This is a genomic window from Oerskovia enterophila, from assembly GCF_044748475.1.
GTDB lineage: Bacteria > Actinomycetota > Actinomycetes > Actinomycetales > Cellulomonadaceae > Oerskovia > Oerskovia enterophila.
Map to the genome: position 1 here is coordinate 563,595 of NZ_JBIVFZ010000001.1, position 22,405 is coordinate 585,999.

Consider the following 22,405-nt stretch of genomic DNA (forward strand, 5'->3'; position numbering starts at 1 on the left):
GACCCACCCCGGTCGCTCGTTCCCTGCCACGCCCGACGACGACCCCACCCTGTGGAGAGTGGCGTCCGGTGTGGGCGGCGGCTGAGAGAATCGACGTGATGCCGAACGAGTCAGCGGACCAGATCCTCGAAGCCCTCGACCCCGACCAGCGTGATGTCGCCCTCGCGCTGCACGGGCCCGTCTGCGTGCTCGCGGGTGCGGGCACGGGAAAGACGCGAGCCATCACGCACCGCATCGCCTACGGCGTGCGGACGGGCGTGTACACGCCCACGAGCGTGCTCGCCGTGACGTTCACGGCGCGTGCCGCGGGCGAGATGCGCACGCGTCTGCGCGAGCTCGGTGCCACCGGCGTCCAGGCCCGGACGTTCCACGCTGCCGCGCTGCGCCAGCTCAGCTACTTCTGGCCCAAGGTCGTGGGCGGTGCCCCACCCCGCATCCTCGAGTACAAGGCGGCCGTGGTCGGCGAGTCCGCCCGCAGGCTGGGCCTCGGCGTGGACCGGATCGCGGTCCGCGACCTGTCGTCGGAGGTCGAGTGGGCCAAGGTCTCGCTCGTCACGGCGGACGACTACGTGAAGGCGTGCGCGGCGATCGACCGCCCGGCGCCCGCGGGGTACGACCACCAGACGGTGGCTCGCCTCATCGCCTCGTACGAGGAGGTCAAGACCGAGCGCTCGGTCATCGACTTCGAGGACGTCCTGCTCATGCTCGGAGACATGCTCTCGTCGCAGGGCGCCATGGCGGACGAGGTCCGGCGCCAGTACCGCCACTTCGTGGTCGACGAGTACCAGGACGTCTCCCCGCTCCAGCAGTTCGTCCTCGACCAGTGGCTCGGGGGACGCAAGGAGCTGTGCGTCGTGGGCGACCCGTCGCAGACCATCTACTCGTTCACGGGCGCCACGCCCCACCACCTCCTCACCTTCCCCACCAAGTACCCGGGTGCCCAGGTCGTCAAGCTCGTCCGGGACTACAGGTCCACGCCCCAGGTCGTGACGCTCGCGAACCAGCTCCTGGCGCGCGCGGGACGCCGCGGGGGAGCGCACCAGGCCCTCGAGCTCATCGCCCAGCGACCGTCGGGCCCACCCGTCGCGTACGTGGCCTACGACGACGACGAGGCCGAGGCCAAGGGCGTCGCCGCGCAGATCGGGCGTCTCCTGGCAGCGGGGACGCGCGCGAGCGAGATCGCTATCCTCTACCGCACCAACGCCCAGTCGGAAGGGTTCGAGCAGGCGCTCGCGGACGCGGGCATCGCGTACCTGGTCCGTGGGGGCGAGCGCTTCTTCCAGCGCAAGGAGGTGCGTGACGCGATCGTGCTGCTGCGCGGCGCCGCCCGTTCTGCGGACCCGGCGGTCCCCATGCCGGAGACGGTCCGTGACGTGCTCATGTCGGCCGGGTGGGCCTCCGAGCCGCCGTCCGCGCGAGGAGCTGCCCGCGAGCGCTGGGAGTCCATGCAGGCCCTGGTGGCCCTGGCCGACGACGTCGCGCGCGTCGCTCCCGAGGACGCGCCCCCCACGGTGGCGTCGTTCGTCGCGGAGCTCGACGAGCGCGCCTCGGCCCAGCACGCACCCACGGTCGAGGGCGTCACGCTCGCCTCGCTGCACGCGGCCAAGGGGCTCGAGTGGGACGCGGTGTTCCTCGCCGGCATGAGCGAGGGGCTCATGCCCATCTCGCTCGCGGAGACGGACGAGGCCGTGGCCGAGGAACGGCGCCTGCTCTACGTGGGCATCACACGTGCCCGCGAGCACCTGCAGGTCTCGTTCGGCCGCTCCCGCAACCCCGGTGGGCGGGCCACACGACGACGCACGCGGTTCCTCGACGGTCTGTGGCCCGACGACGAGCAGTCCCGCGCACCTCGACGGAGCCGCGCCAACCAGAACAAGGTGCAGCTCACGGGCGAGTACGACCGCGCGCTGTTCGAGCAGCTGCGCGAGTGGCGGCTGTCGGTCGCGCAGGAGACGGACAAGCCGGCGTTCACGATCCTCGTGGACACCACGCTCGCGGCGATCGCCGAGACCCGCCCCTCCTCGGTGCCGGACCTCGCGAAGATCAACGGGATCGGCCCGGCCAAGATCGAGAAGTACGGCGAGACCCTGCTGGACATCGTGGCGCGATCCGGGTCCTGACCTGGGGTCGGGCGGCCCCCGCGGAGCCACCCGAAAAACTCGTCGAGAAGAATCTCGTTAAATAAGTTGTGCCCCCTTCCGAGGGCGGCATATGGTTCAGGAGTCCTTGTAGGAGAGGCGCGCGCCGAGAGGCGAGCGCTCGACGGAGATTGGAGGTGGGTGAGCATGGTGAACCAGATCCTGACGACGAACCCGACACATGTGTCGGCCGATCCGACCAACCGCGCACGACGCGGCGGATCCCTCGTCATCCGCCCCGCGCCCGACTCCGCACTGAGGACGTCGCCGGTCTAGTCACCGGCAGCACCCTTCTCAGGCCGCGGAGTCCACCTGGACCCGCGGCCTTCGTGTTTCTCCGAATGCGATCGTCTTCCCGGTCAGCCGTCCACCATCCCGGACGTGACGACCATCTGCGGGTCCTGTGACAAAGAAGTTCACACGCAAACAGGACATCACTGGAGGACATCGTGCGGCTCACCGCGCTGCTCGACAACATCACTGCCCAGGGCGGATCCGGCCCCTGGACTCCCCATCAGCCCCTCTCCACCCCCCTCGGTTCGTCCGACGCGGCCGAGTTCGACCGGCTCCTCGCCGGCCTTCTGCCGTGCCGGACGAACGACCCCGAGCTCTGGTTCGCCGAGCAGTCGACCCAGGTCGAGCAGGCCAAGGCCCTGTGCCAGTCGTGCCCGCTCGTCGCGGGCTGCCTGGCCGGCGCCCTCGAGCGCCAGGAGCCGTGGGGCGTCTGGGGCGGCGAGGTCTTCGTCGACGGGGCCGTCGTCGCCCGCAAGCGTGGGCGTGGACGGCCGAGCAAGGCCGAGGTCCTCGCCCGTCAGGCCGAGGAGGCGGCTGCCCGCGAGGCAGCCGAGTCCGTCTCGGCGTCATCGGCGGCCTGACATGGCCGCCGCACCCGTCAGGCTCGAGCACCCGCACCGCGGGTGGTTCACCACCTCGCGCAGCCTCGGCACCGCATCGGGAACAGCGATCTCGATGCAGGCCGTGGCTGCGCGGGGCGTCAGCCCGTCGAGGTGCACGAGCACCTGGCTTGCGGCGATCGCCGAGCCGACTGCTGCCAGCGTGGTCTCCTCGACGTCGAGGACCTCGCGCTGAGGATCCCGGAGCTGGTCCGCGAGCTGCGGCCACTGCGGGTCGAGGTCGGCACGATGCCCCTCGACGCACCGGACGCACGGCGTCCGCCCCGGTCGGACGAAGGGTCCGACCACCACGTCAGCCTCTCGTACCACGACCGGTAGGTGCGGGGTCCCGTCACCCGTGAGCCGCCCGTACCTGTCGGGGCGCAGCACGCGACGCTCGACCACCACGACCACGTCCGGCCGCCGCCCGTGGGGCGAGACCCACCGCGCGGCGTCGACCGCCCGGGCCTGCACCTGCGGCGCAAGGTCCGTGAGGAGCCGCGCGGCGGCCTCGCGGCGCGGCAGCCCCACGTCCCGCGGACGGTAGCCGCCGAGCCCGACGTCGGTCGCCTGGACCGGTGCGACGTCGTCGAGCAGGAGGGTTCCCACCCCTGCCGTGGCGAGGACGACCGCCGTCCCGACCCCCAATCTCCCCAGGCCCTCGATCGCGACGCTCGTGCTCGCTCGTCGGGACAGCGTCGCGTGCCCCGCCGCGTCGGGACGCAGGAGCGAGAGCGTCGCCGCGTCGGCCGCGCCGCGCGCGGGGGCGGCGACGTCCTCGCGCACGTCGTCCGCCCGCCCGACGACGAGGAGCGCCTCGCGCAGGTGGCGCAGGATCACGCGCTGCCGCTCGTGCGGTATGGCGCGGACCTCGGCCGGGGCGTGCAGGAGCGGGCGGGCCGAGCGGCCGTGGTCGAGGAGCCAGGTCTCCTCGTCCTCGCTCAGGCCGCTCAGGAGCACGCTCCACCGGTCGTCGGTGCCGTACTGCAGCTCACCCGGGCCGCGGCGCAGCACGATCGTCCCCGGCCGCAGCCGGACGGGGAACAGGGGTGCGTCGACCATGGGCGTCTCCTCGGCTGAGGGCTCCCGGGGATGCTCCGTCGGAGCCTGCGTCGTCCACACTGCCAGCGACAGGCACCTCGTGGAGGTTGTCCACAGCCGCGTGGGCGGAGGTCGTCACACCCGCGGCTCGCAGCCAACGCTTGACCGTTTCTCGACGGTTTCTCGCACACGTGTCGCAGAATCGTCGGCGTGGTCTATGGCATATGTCACGATGAACCACTACGGTCTGTGCCGTGGCCTACGAAGCCGAGCGAGGTACCCAGGGTGGTGCCGAGACGTACGTCGAGGTGCGCCGGAGCCGTCGTCGCAAGAGCACGGTGAGCGCCTACCGCGACGGGGAACGCACCATCGTGTCGATCCCCGCGCGGTTCACGCGAGCCCAGGAACGCGAGTGGGTGCAGCGGATGCTGGACCGGCTCGCGGACAAGGAACGACGGCGCAGGCCTTCCGACGCCGAGCTCGTCGCGCGCGCCACGGAGCTCTCGGCCAAGTACCTCGACGGGCGGGCGCACCCCACGAGCGTGCGCTGGTCCGGCAACCAGGGCAGACGCTGGGGCTCGTGCACGCTGATCGACGGCAGCATCCGGATCTCTACGCGTGTCCAGGGCATGCCCGAGTGGGTCCTGGACTACGTGCTGCTGCACGAGCTCGCGCACCTGCTGCACGCGGGCCACGGCCCCGGGTTCTGGGCGCTGCTCGAGTCCTACCCCCGGACGGAGCGCGCCAAGGGCTTCCTCGAGGGGGTCTCGTTCACGCGCGACGGCGGCACCCCCGAGTCGCCCGACGAGGACAAGGTGGCCCCGCCGCACGTCGAGATCGAGGCGCACCCCCCGCTCCCGCAGGACGACGCCGCACCGGAGCCCGCCCCGCGCGCGACGCCCGACCGGCACGCCGTGCCGGCCGGACGAGGCGCGCAGGCCCCCGCGAGGGAGTCCGCGCGCTAGGTGCGCGGGGAGCCGTCGGGCTCGGCCTCGGTGTCGCCGGTCGAGCCGTCGGCCTCGTTGAAGATGTCCGCGAGGGCCTTGTCGAGGTCGGTCTGCTCGGCCTGGACCTCGGCGCGCCGCGACTGGTAGCCGGACGGGTCGTCGAGGTCGAGCGGGCTGGGCAGCAGGTCCGGGTGGTCCCACACCGCGTCGCGGGCGTCGGCGCCGCCCTGGACCGCGATGAGCGCCCACAGGGTCGCGGCGTCGCGCGACCGGCGGGGGCGCAGCTCGAGCCCCACGAGCGTCGAGAAGATCTGCTCGGCCGGGCCGCCCGCGGCCCGCCGACGGCGCAGCATCTCGCGCAGCGGCACGGCGTGAGGCAGGTGGGGGAGCGCAGCCTGTGCGCTGACCTCGTCGACCCAGCCCTCGACCAGCGCCAGGGCGGTCTCGAGGCGCAGCAGCGTGGCCTCCTGCTCGGGGGTGTTCTGGAGCCCGAACACCCCGCCCGACAGCGCGCTCTGGAGAGCGCTCGTGTCGGTCACGTCGATGTCGGAGAGCTGGGACTCGAGCGCGTCGAGGTCGATCGTGATGCCCCGTGCGTAGGCCTCGACCAGCCCGAGCAGGTGCCCGCGGAGCCAGCTCACGTGCGTGAAGAGGCGTGCGTGCGCGGCCTCGCGCAGCGCGAGGAAGAGGCGGACCTCCTCGAGGGGGGCGTCGAGCCCCTCGGCGAAAGCCGCGACGTTCGTGGGGAGCAGGGCGGTGGCGGGCTCGGGGAGCAGCGGCAGCCCGATGTCCGTCACACCGAAGACCTCGCGCGACATGGTCCCCGTCGCCTGCCCGATCTGCATGCCGAAGACCGCGGAACCGAGCCGGCGCATCATCTGCGCGGGGTCGAAGTCCGCACCGAGCGCGCCCGCAGGCAGCCCGGGGATGCCGAACGAGAGCGCGTCCGGCCCGTCGCCGCCACCCGGGAGCTGGTCGCGCAGGACCGTGGACAGCGCGTCGGCGACCGAGGACGCGACCGGGGCGGCGAGCGCGTTCCATGCGGGGAGCGTCTTCTCGACCCACTCCGACCGGCTCCACGCGTACCGCTTGCCCCCCGCGGGAGGGAGGTCCGTCACGGCGTCGAGCCACAGCTCGGCGACCGACAGGGCCTCGGTCGCCGACCGCACCTGGGCCGGCGTGAGCGAGGGATCGCCCTCCGCGACGGCCACCTGGCGGGCGATGTCGTGCGCGACGTCGGTGTTCACCGGGCCGTTGCCCGAGCTCGCGAGGAGCCGCTGCACCTGGGCGAGCACGTGCTTCATCGCGGCAGGATCGTTGCTCAGGCCGCTGCCGGCGGCGAGCGCCGCCGGGTCGAGGCCGCGTGCGCGCAGCTCGCGCAGGGCCTCGTCGGCGTCCGCGCCGAACATGGAACGCAGGAGCTCTTCCCACTGCGCGTCGGGCTGGTCGCCCGCGCCGGAGGTGAACTCGTCGGGCGGTTGGCTGCTCATCGGGGTCTCCTCGGGATAGCGTCAGGAATCACCGTAACCACAATCTGTGACCAGCAAGGGGGCGCGAGGCATGTCGGAGGGCTCGGTTCGCTCACGGCGCAGCGCGTCGGAGGCCGGGACGCCCGGCGCGTCGAGCGCGCCCGGGGACGACGACGGCCGGGCGAGCGGCGCCGTCGGGCAGGGGGACGACCCGGCGACGGACGCCGGGTCGGACGGCCAGGACGGGCGGCCGGGCGCCGACGACGCGACCGTGGTCGTGGGCGAGGGGCGCGTCGCGGCACTCGTACGGGAGGCCCTCGGCGGGCGCGGCCCCGAGCGGGCGCCGGCCGAGTCCAACGACCTGGCCGCGCCGTGGGTCGAGGGTGCGCGGACCGTGGTCGTGGTCGCCCCCGCGGGAGAGTTCGGGATCAGGGCGCTCAAGGGCGAGACCCGCCGCGCGTTCCTCGTCGAGCAGGCGCGTCGCGTCGCCCGGGCGGCGGCTGCGCACGGCGTGCGCCAGGTCGTGGCCGTCACGTCCGCGATGGTGCACGGCGCGAGCGCCGACCGGCCCGTCGTCGAGGACGCCGAGCCCGTCTCGCCCGACGCCGCGGGCTTCGTCGCGGACCTCGTCGCGTTCGAGGAGGCGCTGGCCGACGAGCTGGACCTCGTCGACGAGCCCGTGCTGCTCGCGGTCCTGCGTCCCGCGGTCGTCGTCGGACCCGAGGTCGACACCATCCTCACGCGTCACTTCGAGGCCCCTCGCCTGCTCGTGGTCAAGGGCAGCGAACGCCCCTGGCAGCTCGTGCACACCGACGACCTCGCGTCGGCGGTCCGCCTCGTCGCCGCCGAGGGACGGTCCGGGGCGTTCACGGTCGGGGCGCTCGACGAGCACGGCGAGCCCGACGTCGTCACGCCCGCCGAGCTGGTCGAGCGCACGGGGCTCGCGACCGTGAGCCTGCCCGCGGCGACCGCGTTCGGCGCCGCCGAGCGCCTGCACCGTGTGGGCGTGCTGCCGTCGCCCGCGAGCGACATGGCGTTCGTGGTGCACCCGTGGACCGTCTCCGCGCACGGACTGCACGAGGCAGGCTGGGCTCCTGCGTGGTCGAGCGCCGAGTGCGTCGACGTGCTCATGGACGGCGTCCGGGGCCGGATCGCGGTGGGTGGCCGCCGCGTGGGTGGCCGGGACGCCGCGGCGCTGGGTGCCGCGGGAGCGGCGGTCGCGCTCCTGGGGACGGCCGCGATCTGGCGGCAGGCCCGACGGCGGTGAGCTGCCTCGCGCGGTGACCTCGCCCCGGGTGCGGCTCTCGTCGGGAGCTCCACGCGAGGTGAGAGGGCTCGCGGCGTGCGCGACGTCGTCGGGCGCTGGCAGGAACCTCCCGGCCCGCCGCCAGCGAACCTTCAGGATTCTCGGGGATGATAGCGACGTGACAGAACCGCTCGCCCCCCGAGACCCGCACGAGCCCGCGCCCGGTCCCGACCCGTTCGGACCGCCGCCCGAGGACGACTACACGCCTCCTCCCGTGACGCGCCGCTCGCTCACGCTCGGGATCTCGTTGCTGGCCACGACCCTGCTGGTCGCGGGCCTCGCGGTCATGCCCGCGCCCTACGTGGTGCGCTCGCCCGGTCCCACGCAGGACACGCTCGGCGAGCAGAACGACCGCGAGCTCATCCAGATCGAGGGTGCCGAGACGTTCGACTCCACGGGCGAGCTCCTCCTGACCACCGTGTCGGTCGCGGGCGGTCCCGGGTACCCCGCGAACCTCTTCCAGGTGATCGAGGGCTGGGCCCAGCGTTCGCGGTCCGTGCGCCCCGTCGAGGAGACGTTCCCGCGCAACGTGACCCAGGAGCAGACGGCCGAGGAGAGCCAGGCCGAGATGCTGTCGTCGCAGGAGACCGCGACCGTGGCCGCGCTCACCGAGCTCGGCTACGAGGTGCCCGCGACCCTCACGATCCAGGGTGCGGCGAAGGACACGGGCGCGGCCGGCGTCGTCGAGGAGGGGGACGTCATCACGTCGGCCAACGGCAAGGACGTCGTGACCTACCAGGACCTCATCGACGAGCTCGCGACCGTGACCCCGGGCGAGGACGTGGTGCTGGGCGTCGACCGTGGCGGCGAGGCCGTGGACCTCACGATCACGACCCAGGAGGCCGACGGCAAGGCGATCCTCGGAGTCTTCATCGACCCCGACTTCGAGCTGCCGATCGACGTGAAGATCCAGATCGACGACATCGGTGGCCCCTCGGCGGGCACTATGTTCGCGCTCGGGATCATCGACCAGCTCACGCCCGAGGACGAGGCCGACGGCAACGTCATCGCGGGCACCGGGACCATGAGCGTCGAGGGGAACGTCGGTCCCATCGGCGGGATCCAGCAGAAGCTGTACGGCGCCGAGCGCGACGGCGCGACCTGGTTCCTGGCCCCCGAGTCGAACTGTGACGAGGTCGTCGGGAACGTGCCCGAGGGGCTGAACGTCGTCAAGATCGCGACCCTCGAGGACGCGCGCGACGCGATGGTCGCGATCGGCGCGGGCGAGGGCGCGAGCCTGCCGACGTGCACCTCGTGACCGGGGCGCACTGACGGCCGACGGCGGGGCCGGACGACCATGGTCGTCCGGCCCCGCCGTCCTTGTCCGTGCTCCGTGCGGGGGTGGCGCGCAGCAGCTCGACGAGCCAGGTGGCTACTCGAACGTGGCGCGCAGCGCCTCGATGAGCCCGGGGACCAGGTCCGGCCCGAACGCCACGTCGTTCCCGTCGTCGTTGGCCCGGGTGCGCACCGCGCACCACGGGGTGCCGTCGCGCAGCACGCCGACCGCGAGGCGCACGTCCTGGCGGTCCGGGTGCGAGGACAGGTAGGCGAGCGCGGCCGCGGGGTCGGTCGGCAGGCCCTCCTCGGCCGAGGGCGGCAGGATGACGCGCTCGGCGACGATCGCCGCGCCGTCGACCGTCGACGGCCACGACAGCGTGCCGAGCAGCTCCTCGAGCGTCTCGGCGTCCGGCAGGCCCTCCTGCTCGACCGAGACCAGGTGGTCGGGGATCCCCCGCGCCGCGGTCACGACCTCGGGCGGGAGCTGGTCGGCCAGGCCCGGGTTGGCGGCGATCGCGTCGGCCGTGCGCACGAGCGCGAACACGCGCGGGGGAGAGTCCCAGCCGTCGGCCGCGACGTGCGCCTCGACGTCGCGCACGGCGTCGGCGAGCGCGAGCTGGGCGAGAGGGACGATCGGCGCGGGGGCGTCGTCGGGCACCCCCGTGGGGGCGGGTGCGGTGGGGTCGGCGGGCTGGTCGGGGGCCGGGGAGGTCGTGTCGGGCATGGCACCAGCATGTCAGGCCCGACGTCGTCGGCGCAGTCGGCGGGTCCGGTCCAGGGTCCTGTGGGAACCTGGAACCGCTGCGGGCCGTTGACGGAATGGACGGCCTGTGGCCGGACCCTGTCAGGGCTGTGGACCACCTGTGGATGCGGGCGGTCGGCGCGAGCGACGGGGACCGGTGCAGACGCCCGACGACCTGACGCTCGACCGAACGCAAAGAGGTAAGCCCACCGTGTCATTCGCCGCAGCGCCACGACGCCCCGCAGGGCGCGAGGCCGGCTCCAAACGACGACGTAGCCCGCTCGGCATTGCCGTCGCAGTCGTGGCCGCCCTCGTCCTCCTGCTGTTCCTGCTCGCCCAGTTCTGGACCGAGGTCCTCTGGTTCACCCAGCTCGGCTTCCAGGACGTCCTGTGGACCGAGTGGGGGACCCGTGCGGCGCTGTTCGTCGGCGGCTTCCTGGTGATGGGAGGGCTCGTCTTCCTGTCCCTGTCGCTCGCCTACCGGTCACGCCCCATCTACGCGCCCTCGACGCCCGAGCAGGCGACGCTCGACCAGTACCGCGAGGCCGTCGAGCCGCTGCGCAAGGTCGTGACCGTCGCGGGGCCCGCCATCATCGGGTTCTTCGCCGGAGCGGCGGCGTCCTCGCAGTGGAGCACGGTCCTGCTGGCGATGAACTCGGTGCCCTTCGGCACCGACGACCCGCAGTACGGGATGGACATCTCGTTCTTCGTGTTCACGCTGCCCGTGCTGCGGTTCGTGGTCGGGTTCCTCATGGCCGCGGTGATCATCGCGGGCATCGGGGCGCTCGCGACGCACTACCTGTACGGCGGGCTGCGGATCGGTGCGGGGGCCGGCAACGGGCCCCGCACCACCAAGGCCGCGCGCGTGCAGCTCTCCGTGACGGCTGCGGTCCTCATGCTCCTCATCGGTGCGAACTACTGGCTCGACCGCTACTCGCTGCTGACCTCGACGGGTGACAAGTTCGACGGCGCCTCGTACGCCGACGTCAACGCCGTGATCCCCTCGAAGGCGATCCTGACCGGTGTCGCGATCCTCGTGGCGCTGCTGTTCGTGCTCACGGCGATCCGTGGGAACTGGCGCCTGCCCGCGATCGGGGTCGGCCTCATGGTGGTCTCCGCGATCGCGATCGGCGGCATCTACCCGGCCGTGGTCCAGCGCTTCCAGGTCGCGCCGAACGCCCAGGAGTTCGAGGCCGAGTACATCCAGCGCAACATCGACGCGACCAAGACCGCGTTCGGGCTCGACGACGTCGAGGCAGCGAACTACGACGCGAAGACCCAGGCCGAGGCCGGCGCCCTGCGCGCGGACGCCGACACGACCGCGTCGATCCGACTGCTCGACCCGCAGATCGTCAGCCCGACGTTCCGCCAGCTCCAGCAGAACAAGCAGTACTACAACTTCCAGGAGACCCTCTCGGTCGACCGGTACATGATCGACGGCGAGAGCCGTGACACCGTGATCGCGGTCCGCGAGCTCAACCTCGCCGGTCTGGGTGCGAGCCAGCGCAACTGGGTCAACGACCACACCGTGTACACGCACGGCTACGGCGTCGTCGCGGCGTACGGCAACCAGATCGGCCCGGGCGGGCAGCCGGCCTTCTACGAGGGGGACATCCCCTCGGTGGGGTCGCTGCCCGAGTACGAGCCGCGCATCTACTTCAGCCCGGACTCGACCCAGTACTCGATCGTCGGAGCCCCCGAGGGCACCCAGCCGTGGGAGTTCGACTACCCGGACGACGAGGCCGGTGGCCAGGTCAACAACACGTTCGGCGCCGAGGACGGGGCCGTCGCGGGTCCCAGCGTGGGCTCGTTCGGCACCAAGCTGCTCTACGCCCTCAAGTTCGGCTCCGAGCAGATCCTGTTCTCCGACCGTGTCACGGCCGACTCGCAGATCGTGTACGACCGCTCGCCGCGCGACCGCGTCGCCAAGGTCGCCCCCTACCTGACGCTCGACGGCAAGGTCTACCCGGCCGTCGTCGACGGGCGCGTGAAGTGGATCGTCGACGGCTACACCACGACGAACAGCTACCCGTACTCGGCGTCGCAGCCCCTCGACGAGGCGACGCAGGACACCCTGACGGTCAACTCGCAGTCGGTCGCGGCCCTCGCGCCGCAGCAGGTCAACTACATCCGCAACTCGGTCAAGGCCACCGTCGACGCGTACGACGGCTCCGTGGACCTGTACGCGTGGGACACCGAGGACCCCGTCCTCAAGGCGTGGGACAACGTGTTCCCGACCTCGCTCCAGCCGATCTCCGAGATCAGCGGCGACCTCATGAGCCACCTGCGCTACCCCGAGGACATGTTCAAGGTCCAGCGCTCGCTGCTCACGAGCTACCACGTCGACGACGCACGCGAGTTCTTCTCGGGCCAGGACTTCTGGAACGTGCCGCGCGACCCCACGGTGCGCGGGGCCGGCACCAAGCCGTTCCAGCCGCCGTACTACCTGACGCTCCAGATGCCCGGTCAGGAGGCGCCGGCGTTCTCGCTCATGACGACGTTCATCCCGGGCGGCAACTCCGACCGAGAGATCCTCACGGGCTTCCTCGCGGTCGACGCCGAGGCCGGGAGCACGGCCGGCGTGAAGTCGGAGAGCTACGGGAAGCTCAGGCTGCTCGAGCTGCCGCGCAACGCCACGGTCCCCGGACCGGGCCAGGTGCAGAACACGTTCGACTCGGACCCCACGGTCTCCAACGAGCTGAACATCCTCAGCCGCGGCAACTCGACGGTCATCCACGGCAACCTGCTCACGCTTCCCGTGGGCGGCGGGCTGCTCTACGTGCAGCCCGTGTACGTCCAGGCGTCCGAAGGCACCAAGTTCCCGCTGCTGCGCAAGGTGCTGGTCAACTTCGGTGACCAGGTCGGGTTCGCGGACACGCTCGACGAAGCCCTCAACCAGGTCTTCGGGGGCGAGTCCGGTGCGGACGCGGGTGATGCCGGGGGCGAGGTCCTGCCGGAGGTCCCGACGGACGGGGAGACCACCCCGCCGGCCGAGGGTACCGATCCCGGCACGGGCACCACGCCGGACACCGGCACCGAGAACCCCGAGGCGCGCGCCCAGCTCGACCAGGCGCTCCAGGCCGCCAGCCAGGCGATCAAGGACGGTCAGGCCGCCCTCGCCGAGGGTGACTTCGCGGCGTACGGCGAGTCGCAGGAACGCCTGCAGACCGCGCTCGAGTCGGCGATCGCCGCAGAGCAGCAGCTGGGGGACACCGCGACGCCGTGACACGACGCCCCGCACGGGGCGAGCGAGCGGCGGCCACCCGTCGAGGTGAGCAGCACGACGACGGAGCGTCGCTCCTGATCCGAGAGGGTCGGGGGCGGCGCTCCGTCGTGTCTGCGGGAGCCGCCTCCCCGGTCGAGGGCGACGGGCTCGGACGTCGAGGGTGACCGACACGCGCGACCGGACGGCACGGTTTGTCATTTCTGGTACGGCAGGCAAGCATTGGGCCTCATGACCAGTGCAACCGTTTGCAGCAACGCTTACATCGTCGAGGGGGCGCTCGGCGCACTGCCGACGGTCGCGCTCATCCATCCGAGCGGCGCGGAGCTCGTCGTCGCCCTCCGCGGTGCGACCGCGCTGGCCTGGCGTGCGCCGTGGGGCGGGCGCGAAGTGCGCGACCTCCTCGACGGGTACGAGGCCGAGTCCGAGCTGCTCGCGCAGGAGGCGACGCGCTCGGGGCTCATGTTCCCGTTCGCCAACCGCATCGCCGCGGGGGCCTACACGTTCGACGGCGCCACGCACCATGTCCCGCCCGCACCGGGAGAGATCGGTACCCTCCACGGCTTCGTCCGGCTCCAGGACTGGGACGTCGTGCCCGACGCCGACGTCGACGGTCCCGCCAACGGTGCGGTCTCGGTGACGCTCGCGACGTGCGTCCGGGCGACCGACGTCGCAGGCTACCCGTTCGACCTCGAGACGAGGATCCGCTTCGAGCTGACCGAGCAGACCCTCGACGTCACCTGGTCCTACCGCAACGTAGGGCAGGTCGCGGCGCCGGTCACGGCTGGTTGGCACCCGTACTTCCGCATCCCGGGCCACGCCACGATCGACGCCCTGGAGCTGCACGTGCCGGCGCGGGCGACCGTCGCGACGGATGCGCGCCTCATCCCGCTCGACGGCGAGGCGGCCCGGGAGGTGCGTGGCGTCGTCGGGCCGCTGGGGCTCGCCGGGACCGCGCTCGACACCGCGTTCACCGACCTGGTGCCCGACACGGACGGCCGGGTCCGCACGCGTGTTCTCGACCCGGCGACCGGCGCGGGGGTCGAGGTGTGGCAGGAGCGCGGCAACATGCACGTCTACACGGGCGACGGGCTGGGCGGCCGGGCGCGGACGTCGATCGCGCTCGAACCCGTCGAGAGCCTGACGAACGCATTCAACCGCCCCGACTGCGCGCAGCAGGTCCGGCTCGAGCCGGGGGAGGGGCGCGAGTTCCGCTTCGGTGCCCGGGTGGTCGCGCCGCGCGAGGGGTGAACGGGGGGCCGGGGTGCCCGATTTGGCGCCTCGGCCCATCTCCCGTAAGGTTGTGTTTACCGACGCGGGGTGGAGCAGCTCGGTAGCTCGCTGGGCTCATAACCCAGAGGTCGCAGGTTCAAATCCTGCCCCCGCTACAAAGGAAGGCCCGGTTCAGCAGAAATGCTGCACCGGGCCTTCGTCATGCGTGGGGTATGGCGCACCCGTCTGGCGCCCGACCCGCTGGTCGGCCCGTCGAGGCCTGCCCTTTTCGCCGGTCGGCCCGCTCGGCTCGGCGAGGCTCCCGCGGAGTCCTTGCGTCGCGTTGCGCGCCCGGATCAGTTGTCAGAGCTGGCCCGGGCTCGACCCCGGGCCAGCTCTGACAACTGATCGGGCTGGTTACGGTGCGGCTCGCGAACGGGTGCGCGCCGCCGTGGCCTCGCCACCCGGCCCGTTGCCGGCCCAGTGGCCCAGTGGCCCAGTGGCCGTTCGTCGTCCGCCTGCCAGGGGCCACGTCGTCCGAGGTGTGACGTGGCCGACAGGCAATCAGGTAGGAGTGCAGGCCGAAGATCGCGTAGAGTGGTGTTTACCGACGCGGGGTGGAGCAGCTCGGTAGCTCGCTGGGCTCATAACCCAGAGGTCGCAGGTTCAAATCCTGCCCCCGCTACAAAGGAAGGCCCGGTTCAGCAGAAATGCTGAACCGGGCCTTCGTCATTTCCCGGGTTGCACGGTCCTGCATGGCGCCGTGTGCCCCGGATAAGTTGTCAGAGCTGGCCCGGGCTCGACCCCGGGCCAGCTCTGACAACCGATCGCGACGTGTCAGTCGGCGAGCGTGAAGCCCGTGGTCCACTGGGTCGCACCCGAGCCGGCGAGCGTCATCTGGACGAAGCCGAGGGCCTCGAGCTCGCGAGCGCGCTTGAGCGAGCCGGCGTCGACGCCCTTGAGCCCACCTGCACGGACCAGCTCGACGAGCGTGCTCTTGGCGTCGTTGTCGTCGCCCGCGACGAGGACGGTCGCGGCCTGGTCGGCGACCTGCCCGCTCGCGAGGGTCGAGGCGAAGTTGGTGTTGAACGCCTTGAGGACCTTGGCGGTCGGGGCGAGCGCGGCGATCTCTGCGGCGGCCGAGGAGTCGGCGGGCACGACGAGCGAGTCGAACGTGGCGAAGTCGACGGGGTTGGTCGGGTCGACGAGGACCTTGCCGTCGAGGCGGCCGGCGTACTGCGCGAGGACCTCGGGCACCGCGGGGAAGGGGAGGGCGAGGACCACGAGGTCGCCCGTGATCTCGTCACCCACGACGCCCGAGGTGAACGAGTCGCCCGAGCCGAGTGCTGCGGCCTTCTCGGCGTCGCGCGCCAGGACCTGGACCTGTGCGCCGGCGTCGAGGCCGATGCGCGCCACGCCTGCTGCGATGTTCCCTGCGCCGATGATCGTGATGCTGGTCATGAAGTCCTCCGGGGCTGCGACGTCGGCCCGAGCCGGCGTGATTGGTTGTTGATACAACTAACGTAGGCCTGCTTAGTTGTCGTGTCAACCATCTTCGGTAGACTGGGTCCATGACCGACGACGTGCGATGGCTCTCCCCCCGCGAGCTGCGGACCTGGATGCGCCTCCAGGCCGTCTCCGAGCTCCTCCCGGGCGTGCTCGACGCCCAGCTCCAGCGCGACGCGCACCTGACCCACTTCGAGTACCTCGTGCTCGCGATGCTCTCCGAGGCCCAGGACCGCACGCTGCGCATGACGGACCTCGCGCTCAAGACCAACGCGACCCTGCCGCGCCTGTCCCACGTCGTGAAGCGGCTCGAGGGGCGCGGCTACGTGGAGCGCACGCCCTGCCCCGAGGACCGCCGGGCCACGCTCGCGGTCCTGACCGACGCAGGGTGGGACAAGGTCGTCGCGACCGCACCCGGCCATGTCGGCACGGTGCGCGAGCACATCATCGACCGCCTCACCCCGGAGCAGGTCGAGCAGCTCGACGGGATCGCCCGGGCGATCCTCGAGTCCCTCGACACCGAGGGGCGGCTCGACGCGCTCCACCTCCCGGAGGACTGACGCGCGGTGTGATGCGCCCCACCGTCTCACCGGACGTCCCGCCTATGTCTCACCGCGTGGGACCGGCGTAGAGTCGACCTCCGGCGAGTCCCGGCAGCACGCGTCACCCGCGGCGGCCCGGTACCGCCTCGTCACCCTCCTGACCCCGGAAGGTCCTCATGCGCCGCCTGAACGCCGTGCTGCCCGTCGCAGCCGTCTCGACCGCCCTGCTCCTCGCGGGCTGCTCGTCCGACTCGTCGACCGACGCCGGTCCGTCCGGCGCAGCGACCCCCACGTGCGAGCCGGGCGCCCTGCCCACGCACACCGACGGCAAGCTGACCGTCGCCGCGGGCGAGGCCTACTCGCCCTGGTACATCGGTGAGCACGACAGCGGCGAGGGCTTCGAGTCCGCGCTCGTCTACGAGGTCGCCGACCGGCTCGGGTACGCCGCGGACGACGTCGAGTGGGAGCTCGTGACGTTCGAGCAGATCGTCAGCCCCAGCATCAAGGAGTTCGACTTCGCGGCCTGGCAGACGTCCATCTCGGACGAGCGCCGCAAGGCCGTCGACTTCTCGAGCCCCTACCTCACGACGCGCCAGGGCGTGATCGTGCAGGAGGCAGGCCCGTACGCCTCGGCCACGACGCTCGACGAGCTCAAGGACCTGCGCATCGGCGTCACGGCCGCCCAGACGAGCCTCACGCTCGCCAAGGCTGCGTTCGGCGACGACGCGAACCTCGTCCCGTTCAACGGTGCGGGTGACGGCATGACGGCGCTGCAGTCGGGCACGATCGACGTCATGATCATGGACGTCGACCAGGGCGTCGCGGCCTCGACCGAGTACTTCCCCGACTCCGTGGTCGTCGGCACGCTGCCGGACCAGGGCACGGTCGAGCAGTACGGCCTGGTCCTCGACCTCAACTCGACGCTCACCGAGTGCGTCTCGGCCGCGGTCGACGCGCTCGAGGCCGACGGCACGCTCGCCGAGCTGCGCACGACCTGGCTCAAGTCGGACGACATCCCCGAGCTGGGCTGAGATGAGCGAGGGCGCGTCGGGCGCCGCGCCGCAGGACGGCCCCGTGCCCGACGACGGCGCTCGCCCCGCGAGCGCGGGCTGGACCCCGTCGCCCCTCGCCCGGGCGAGGGAGTCCTACCGGCGTGCGCGCCGCCGTCGGGCCGCGTGGGTGTCCGTCCTCTCGACCGTGGTGGTCGTCGCGGTCCTGTACGTCGTGGTGACCACGGCCCCCGGGTGGGAGCGCACGCGCGACGCGTTCTTCTCCCCGCAGAGCGCCTGGGACTCGCTGCCCGCGATCGCCGAGGGGCTGTGGCTCAACCTGCGGGTGTGGGTCGTGGCGTCGGTCGTCGGGATGGTGCTCGGCATGACGCTCGCCGTGATCCGCACGAGCCGCATCCCGGCCCTGTTCCCGCTGCGCGCGTTCGCGGTCGCGTACGTCGACGTGTTCCGCGGCGTGCCGCTGCTGCTGGTCCTGCTGCTCGTCGGGTTCGGCCTGCCGGCGCTGCGGCTCGAGTGGCTGCCGACGTCGGGGGCGTTCCTCGGTGCGCTCGCGATCATCCTCACGTACACGGCGTACCTGGCCGAGGTGTTCCGGGCCGGGATCGAGTCGGTGCACCCGTCGCAGGTCTCCGCGGCGCGCTCGCTCGGCCTCACGCGTGCCCAGACGACCCGCAGGGTCGTCCTGCCGCAGGCCGTGCGGCACGTGACCGCCCCGCTCGCGAGCAACCTCGTCTCGCTCCAGAAGGACTCGGGGCTCATCTCGATCCTGGGTGCCGTGGACGCGATCCGGGCCGCGCAGATCGCGGCCTCGGGCAGCTACAACTTCACGCCCTACGTCGTGGCGGGCGTCCTGTTCCTGCTGGTCTCGATCCCGCTCACGCGTGTGGTCGACGTCTACTCGGCGCGCCAGGGCTGGCGCGGGTCGCTCGCGACCGTGAGCGGTGCGGGGGCCATCCGATGAGCCACCTGCTGTCCCTGCGCGGGATCCGCAAGACGTACGGCGAGCGCCTGGTGCTCGACGGGATCGACCTCGACGTCGACGAGCACCGCTGCGTCGTGCTCGTCGGGGCGTCGGGCTCGGGCAAGTCGACGCTGCTGCGCGTCGTGAACCTCCTGGAGGAGATCGACGACGGCGAGATCCTGCTCGACGGCCAGGACGTCGCCGACCCGCGTCTGGACGCGAACGTCGTCCGGGCGCGCATGGGCCTGGTCTTCCAGTCCTACAACCTGTTCCCGCACATGAAGGTCATGGACAACGTGACCCTCGCCCCGCGCCTCGTGCACAAGCGGGGTCGCGCGGAGGCCGAGGCGGCGGCCGAGGCCATGCTGCGCCGGGTCGGCCTCGCGCACCGCATGACGGCCTACCCCGACCAGCTCAGCGGGGGAGAGCAGCAGCGGGCCGCGATCGCGCGCGCGCTCGTGTCCTCGCCCGAGCTCCTGCTGCTCGACGAGGTCACCTCGGCGCTCGACCCCGAGCTCGTGGGCGAGGTCCTCGACCTGCTCGCGGACCTGCGTGCCGAGGGCGTGACGATGCTCGTCGCGACCCACGAGATGGGCTTCGCGCGCGAGGTCGCCGACGAGGTCTGCTTCCTGCACCAGGGGCGCGTGCACGAGCGCGGCACGCCCGAGCAGGTCCTCGGCGACCCGCAGCGCGAGCGGACACGGGAGTTCCTGCGCCGGCTGCGCTGACCGGGGCACGGCGGCCCCTGCGGGATCCGTGGCTTCCGCCGGGCGGTGCGCGCCCTTTCGTGCGCGGCCCGCGGCGCGCATGATGGAAGCAGGTTCCTCAACGAGGAGGCACGACATGTTGGCAGCGGTGGGAGACAGGATCATCCGGGCCTCGGGGGTGGTGGGCGGCGCCGTGCGGGACGGCATGGTCGTCGAGGTCCAGCACGAGGACGGTTCGCCGCCCTTCCTGGTCGAGTGGGCCGACACGGGCGAACGGACCCTGGTCTACCCGGGGCCGGACACCCTCGTCCGCGCCCCGGTGGAGGGGGCCGTCGCGCACGAGGTCACGGTCCCGGTGCACTCGAAGTCCTGGCACGTCCAGGTCAGCCTCGTGGAGAGCGAGGGACGCACGACGGCGGAGGCCATCCTGGTCGGGGACGTCCCGTCCGAGCTCCACGCCGTGGGCAGGGCTCGGAAGGACCCCGGGGACGCCGAGATCGAGGCGATCGGCGACCACGTCGCCGCGGCGCGTGCGCTGCGCGCGCTCGCCGACCGGCTGCTCGGCCTCGCGGAGTCGGAGATCGAGGGCTCCACGGGGGTGCCTGCGTACGTGCACCACTGAGCTGAGGCGCGGCAGGCCGGGACCGGTGACGACCGACCCACGTCGGTCGGTGATCGCACGCCGTGAGCAGCGCCTGGCCAGACGGGAGGGCGGCGCGATGAACAGCAGCGCCGGCGCAGGCCCGCGCTTCGTCGCCACGGGCGTCGCCTCGCTGCTGACCGCGATCCTCGGGGTCTGGCAGTAGTGGCAGACGCGTCCGACGCTGCGGTCCGCGCCGTCGTGCACGGTCACGTGCAGGGCGTCGGCTTCCGCTGGGCCACCGCACGCCGGGCGGCCGAGCTGGGCCTCGCGTGCGAGGCCCAGAACCTGCCCGACGGGACCGTGCTCGTCACGGCCCGTGGAGCGGTGTCCGCGGTCGACGCCCTGGTCGCCTGGTTGCGCAGCGACCGGACGCCGGGCCGGGTGACGGGCGTCGACGTGCGGCCGGTGTGATGCTGGGGCACATGACCTCCGCACCGGGCGGCCCTGCCACGCCGCGAGCCACCGACCTCGTCCCGCCCGACGCCCACGTGTTCGGGAACCCCGACGCCCCCGTGACGATCGTCGAGTTCGGCGACTTCGAGTGCCCCTACTGCCACGACGCGGCGCCCGCGCTGCGATCGGTCGTCGAGGAGTCCGGCGGGCAGGTGCGCCTGGTCTTCCGCCACTTCCCGCTCTTCGAGGTGCACCCGTACGCGCTCACGGCGGCGCTCGCGGCCGAGGCGGCGGGGGAGCAGGGCCGGTTCTGGGACATGCACGACCTCCTGTTCGCGCACCAGGACCGGCTCGACGACACGGCCCTCGCGCACTGGGCGCAGAAGCTCGGGCTCGACGGTGCGAGCGTGGTCGGCGACGCGGCGCAGCGGCACGGCGACGTCGTCGAGCGTGACTACCTGGCCGGGGCCGCGCTCGGGGTGCGCGGGACGCCCACGGTGTACGTCGACGGCGAGAGGTACCGCGGGCGCGTGACCGAGGACGGCCTGCGTGCCGCGGTCGCCGCCGCGCTGGCCGCCGCGGGTCAGGGCGCCTGAGGGGTCCCGTCCTCCGGAGCAGGCAGTGACGGCGCCCCCGCGGCGCCGGGGGCAGCGGGCTCGTCCCGGTCCTGGGGCTCACGGGGAGGTGCCGAGTCGTCCGGCCCGGTCCCACCGGCGGCCGGTTCGCCCACGGGGCGGGTCGGGATCAGCCGCGCGAAGAAGAGCGCGAGCAGGGCCACGACCGCGAGGACCGCGAGGCTCGCCCGGAGCCCTGTGATGCGCGCGGCCTCGTTCTCGGCCGTGATCGCGGCGACCTCGTCGTCGGGCAGGCCCGCGGCCGTGAGCGCCTCCTCGACCTGGGCGTCGGAGATGAAGGGGACCCCGCCCGCGAGCTCGACCTGGGCCGTCGCGGCGACCTCGGCGCGGACCGCCGGGTTGTCCGCGACCCCCTGGAGGAACGTGGCCGTGAGGCCCGCGATGAGCACCGACCCGGCGAGCGCGGTGCCGAGCGAGGCCCCCAGGTTCGTCAGGGTGTTCTGCAGCCCGCCGACGTCGCCGCTCTGCTCGTCGGGCACGGCCGAGACCGTCACGGCCCCGAGCTGCGAGGCCAGCGCCCCCACGCCGAGCCCGGCGAGGGCCAGGGGAACCGTGACCACCTCGGCGCCGGCCCCCACCTCGAGCCCGGCCAGCAGGCTCACGATCCCCGCGAGCAGCGAGGCGACGCCCCAGCGGACGACCGTGCGCGGCGAGGCGCGCGGGAAGAAGCGCGGGATCCCGACCGCGGCGATCAGGAGCGTCACGGACAGCGGCAGCAGGCGGATGCCCGTGTCGAGCGCGGACATCCCCAGTGCGACCGACAGGTACAGGGGGACCGTGAAGAACAGCCCGGCCTGGAGCAGGAACTGGAAGAAGAACATCGTCAGGCCGCCGTTGAGCTGCGCGTTGCGAAGCATGTCGGGCCGCACGAGGGGCTCCTTGCCCGCCGCGACGACGCGGTGCTCCCACGCGAAGAACAGCCGCACGACCAGCAGCCCCGCGAGGATCAGCCAGATGGTCGGGGACAGCCCGATCCACGAGGGTCCGCCGGGTCGCGTCTGGACCCAGCCCCACTCGCCCGAGCGCAGCACGCCGAACACCGCGACGCCCAGGCCGATCGCCGAGAGCGCCGCGCCGACCAGGTCGAGCCGGAACCTCGGGCCGAGCGGGGCGTCGGCGATCTTGCGCGTGAGCAGCAGGATCACGGCCACGATCACGACCTCGCCCGCGAACACGTAGCGCCACGTCCAGTACGTCGTGACGAGCCCGCCGATGAGCGGGCCGGCCGCCACGGCGATGGCGCCCGCCGAGGCCACGAGACCGTAGGCGCGCGGTCGGTCGGGGGCGGCGAAGTTCGAGGCGACGAGCGCCACGATCGCGGGCATGATGAGCGCCGCGCCGATCCCCTCCAGGAAGGACCAGCCGAAGATCAGGACGCCGAGGTTCGGTGCCAGGGCGGTCGTGAAGGACCCGCACGCGTAGATCACGCAGCCGATCACGAAGGCCCGACGGCGTCCGATCAGCCCGCCGATCTTGCCACCAGGGATCATGAGCGTGGCCATGACGAGCGTGTAGAGCGTGATCGCGGTCTGGATGCCGGTCACGGTGGTGCCCACGTCGTGCGCGACCTGGGCGATCGACACGTTCATGACCGAGCTGTCGAGCGTCATGACGAACTGGCCCGAGGCGAGCGTCAGCAGGACGATGCCCGTGGCGCGCTCAGCGGTGCGTGGCACGGTCTGCTCTGGTGCTGCGCGAGCCCATGGTCGCCCCTGTCGTCTGCGTCGCGGCAGCGGGTCGTCGGCGGCCCGCTGAGAGT

General features: G+C 72.5%; 20 protein-coding genes and 2 tRNA genes. 17 read left to right on the forward strand and 5 right to left on the reverse strand.

The features are described from left to right. Nucleotides 1-98 precede the first annotated feature (98 nt). Together ACIPWA_RS02410 and ACIPWA_RS02415 are read left to right on the forward strand one after the other, a co-directional pair. Nucleotides 99-2,120, forward strand: coding sequence for an ATP-dependent DNA helicase UvrD2 (locus tag ACIPWA_RS02410; protein WP_400287930.1), 2,022 nt, complete (start codon nt 99-101; stop codon nt 2,118-2,120). Between the two features lie 467 nt (nt 2,121-2,587). Beyond that, nucleotides 2,588-3,013 carry a WhiB family transcriptional regulator gene (locus tag ACIPWA_RS02415; RefSeq protein ID WP_068625588.1) on the forward strand — a complete coding sequence of 142 codons (426 nt, stop codon included), beginning with the start codon at nt 2,588-2,590 and terminating at the stop codon, nt 3,011-3,013. Here the strand turns inward: ACIPWA_RS02415 and ACIPWA_RS02420 are convergent. After that, nucleotides 2,999-4,093, reverse strand: a complete 1,095-nt coding sequence (locus tag ACIPWA_RS02420; RefSeq protein ID WP_400287931.1) for a ThiF family adenylyltransferase — start codon at nt 4,091-4,093, stop codon at nt 2,999-3,001. The two genes, ACIPWA_RS02415 and ACIPWA_RS02420, sit on opposite strands and share 15 nt — an antisense overlap. 233 nt (nt 4,094-4,326) lie before the next feature. Between ACIPWA_RS02420 and ACIPWA_RS02425 the strand changes: the two genes are divergently transcribed. Beyond that, complete coding sequence (locus tag ACIPWA_RS02425) at nt 4,327-5,037, forward strand: SprT-like domain-containing protein (protein WP_400287932.1); 711 nt, start codon at nt 4,327-4,329, stop codon at nt 5,035-5,037. Here ACIPWA_RS02425 and ACIPWA_RS02430 read toward each other — a convergent pair. After that, a complete protein-coding gene (locus ACIPWA_RS02430) occupies nt 5,034-6,509 on the reverse strand; it encodes a zinc-dependent metalloprotease (protein ID WP_056647770.1) in 1,476 nt (491 codons plus the stop codon). The genes ACIPWA_RS02425 and ACIPWA_RS02430 overlap by 4 nt on opposite strands. 46 nt (nt 6,510-6,555) lie before the next feature. Here ACIPWA_RS02430 and ACIPWA_RS02435 point away from each other — a divergent pair, with 46 nt between their 5' ends. Together ACIPWA_RS02435 and ACIPWA_RS02440 are read left to right on the forward strand one after the other, a co-directional pair. Beyond that, complete coding sequence (locus ACIPWA_RS02435) at nt 6,556-7,755, forward strand: Rossmann-fold NAD(P)-binding domain-containing protein (RefSeq protein ID WP_400287933.1); 1,200 nt, start codon at nt 6,556-6,558, stop codon at nt 7,753-7,755. Nucleotides 7,756-7,912: 157 nt separating this feature from the next. Next, on the forward strand, nt 7,913-9,052 hold the full coding sequence (locus ACIPWA_RS02440) for a YlbL family protein (RefSeq protein WP_231907722.1): 1,140 nt from the start codon (nt 7,913-7,915) through the stop codon (nt 9,050-9,052). 114 nt (nt 9,053-9,166) lie between these two features. Here ACIPWA_RS02440 and ACIPWA_RS02445 read toward each other — a convergent pair whose 3' ends face one another. Next, on the reverse strand, nt 9,167-9,796 hold the full coding sequence (locus ACIPWA_RS02445; protein ID WP_231907723.1) for a PPA1309 family protein: 630 nt from the start codon (nt 9,794-9,796) through the stop codon (nt 9,167-9,169). 229 nt (nt 9,797-10,025) lie between these two features. On the opposite strand from ACIPWA_RS02445, the gene ACIPWA_RS02450 reads away from it, so the two are divergent. From ACIPWA_RS02450 to ACIPWA_RS02465, 4 genes are all read left to right on the forward strand, one after another. Beyond that, nucleotides 10,026-13,040 (forward strand): UPF0182 family membrane protein, encoded by a 3,015-nt coding sequence (locus ACIPWA_RS02450; RefSeq protein ID WP_400287934.1) that lies wholly within the window; start codon nt 10,026-10,028, stop codon nt 13,038-13,040. 228 nt (nt 13,041-13,268) lie between these two features. Next, a complete protein-coding gene (locus tag ACIPWA_RS02455; protein ID WP_400287935.1) occupies nt 13,269-14,288 on the forward strand; it encodes an aldose 1-epimerase in 1,020 nt (339 codons plus the stop codon). A 63-nt stretch (nt 14,289-14,351) separates the two neighbouring features. Beyond that, nucleotides 14,352-14,425, forward strand: a tRNA-Met gene (locus tag ACIPWA_RS02460). 435 nt (nt 14,426-14,860) lie between these two features. Then, nucleotides 14,861-14,934: transfer RNA gene (locus tag ACIPWA_RS02465), tRNA-Met, on the forward strand. A 152-nt stretch (nt 14,935-15,086) separates the two neighbouring features. On the opposite strand, the gene ACIPWA_RS02470 is transcribed toward ACIPWA_RS02465, so the two are convergent. After that, nucleotides 15,087-15,710 carry an NADPH-dependent F420 reductase gene (locus ACIPWA_RS02470; protein ID WP_400287936.1) on the reverse strand — a complete coding sequence of 208 codons (624 nt, stop codon included), beginning with the start codon at nt 15,708-15,710 and terminating at the stop codon, nt 15,087-15,089. 110 nt (nt 15,711-15,820) lie between these two features. On the opposite strand from ACIPWA_RS02470, the gene ACIPWA_RS02475 reads away from it, so the two are divergent. The 8 genes from ACIPWA_RS02475 (at nt 15,821) to ACIPWA_RS02510 (ending at nt 20,607) form a co-directional block, all read left to right on the forward strand. Continuing rightward, nucleotides 15,821-16,315 carry a MarR family winged helix-turn-helix transcriptional regulator gene (locus tag ACIPWA_RS02475; protein ID WP_400287937.1) on the forward strand — a complete coding sequence of 165 codons (495 nt, stop codon included), beginning with the start codon at nt 15,821-15,823 and terminating at the stop codon, nt 16,313-16,315. Nucleotides 16,316-16,473: 158 nt separating this feature from the next. Next, nucleotides 16,474-17,328 (forward strand): ABC transporter substrate-binding protein, encoded by an 855-nt coding sequence (locus ACIPWA_RS02480; RefSeq protein WP_068625207.1) that lies wholly within the window; start codon nt 16,474-16,476, stop codon nt 17,326-17,328. Nucleotide 17,329: 1 nt separating this feature from the next. Further along, nucleotides 17,330-18,268: an amino acid ABC transporter permease gene (locus tag ACIPWA_RS02485; protein ID WP_082608633.1), complete on the forward strand. Its 939-nt coding sequence runs from the start codon at nt 17,330-17,332 to the stop codon at nt 18,266-18,268. Continuing rightward, entirely contained in the window at nt 18,265-18,996 is a 732-nt protein-coding gene (locus ACIPWA_RS02490; RefSeq protein ID WP_068708293.1) for an amino acid ABC transporter ATP-binding protein, read from the forward strand. Before ACIPWA_RS02485 ends, ACIPWA_RS02490 begins: the two co-directional genes overlap by 4 nt. 115 nt (nt 18,997-19,111) lie before the next feature. Then, entirely contained in the window at nt 19,112-19,597 is a 486-nt protein-coding gene (locus tag ACIPWA_RS02495) for a dsRBD fold-containing protein (RefSeq protein ID WP_400287938.1), read from the forward strand. Between the two features lie 25 nt (nt 19,598-19,622). Beyond that, nucleotides 19,623-19,781, forward strand: a complete 159-nt coding sequence (locus ACIPWA_RS02500; RefSeq protein WP_400287939.1) for a hypothetical protein — start codon at nt 19,623-19,625, stop codon at nt 19,779-19,781. Continuing rightward, on the forward strand, nt 19,781-20,029 hold the full coding sequence (locus tag ACIPWA_RS02505; RefSeq protein WP_400287940.1) for an acylphosphatase: 249 nt from the start codon (nt 19,781-19,783) through the stop codon (nt 20,027-20,029). Before ACIPWA_RS02500 ends, ACIPWA_RS02505 begins: the two co-directional genes overlap by 1 nt. A gap of 11 nt (nt 20,030-20,040) precedes the next feature. Beyond that, nucleotides 20,041-20,607 carry a DsbA family protein gene (locus ACIPWA_RS02510; RefSeq protein ID WP_139107726.1) on the forward strand — a complete coding sequence of 189 codons (567 nt, stop codon included), beginning with the start codon at nt 20,041-20,043 and terminating at the stop codon, nt 20,605-20,607. Here ACIPWA_RS02510 and ACIPWA_RS02515 read toward each other — a convergent pair. Continuing rightward, the gene (locus ACIPWA_RS02515) at nt 20,595-22,322 is read right to left on the reverse strand and encodes an MFS transporter (RefSeq protein WP_400287941.1); all 1,728 of its coding nucleotides are present in this window, start codon (nt 22,320-22,322) and stop codon (nt 20,595-20,597) included. The genes ACIPWA_RS02510 and ACIPWA_RS02515 overlap by 13 nt on opposite strands. Between the last annotated feature and the right edge of the window lie 83 nt (nt 22,323-22,405).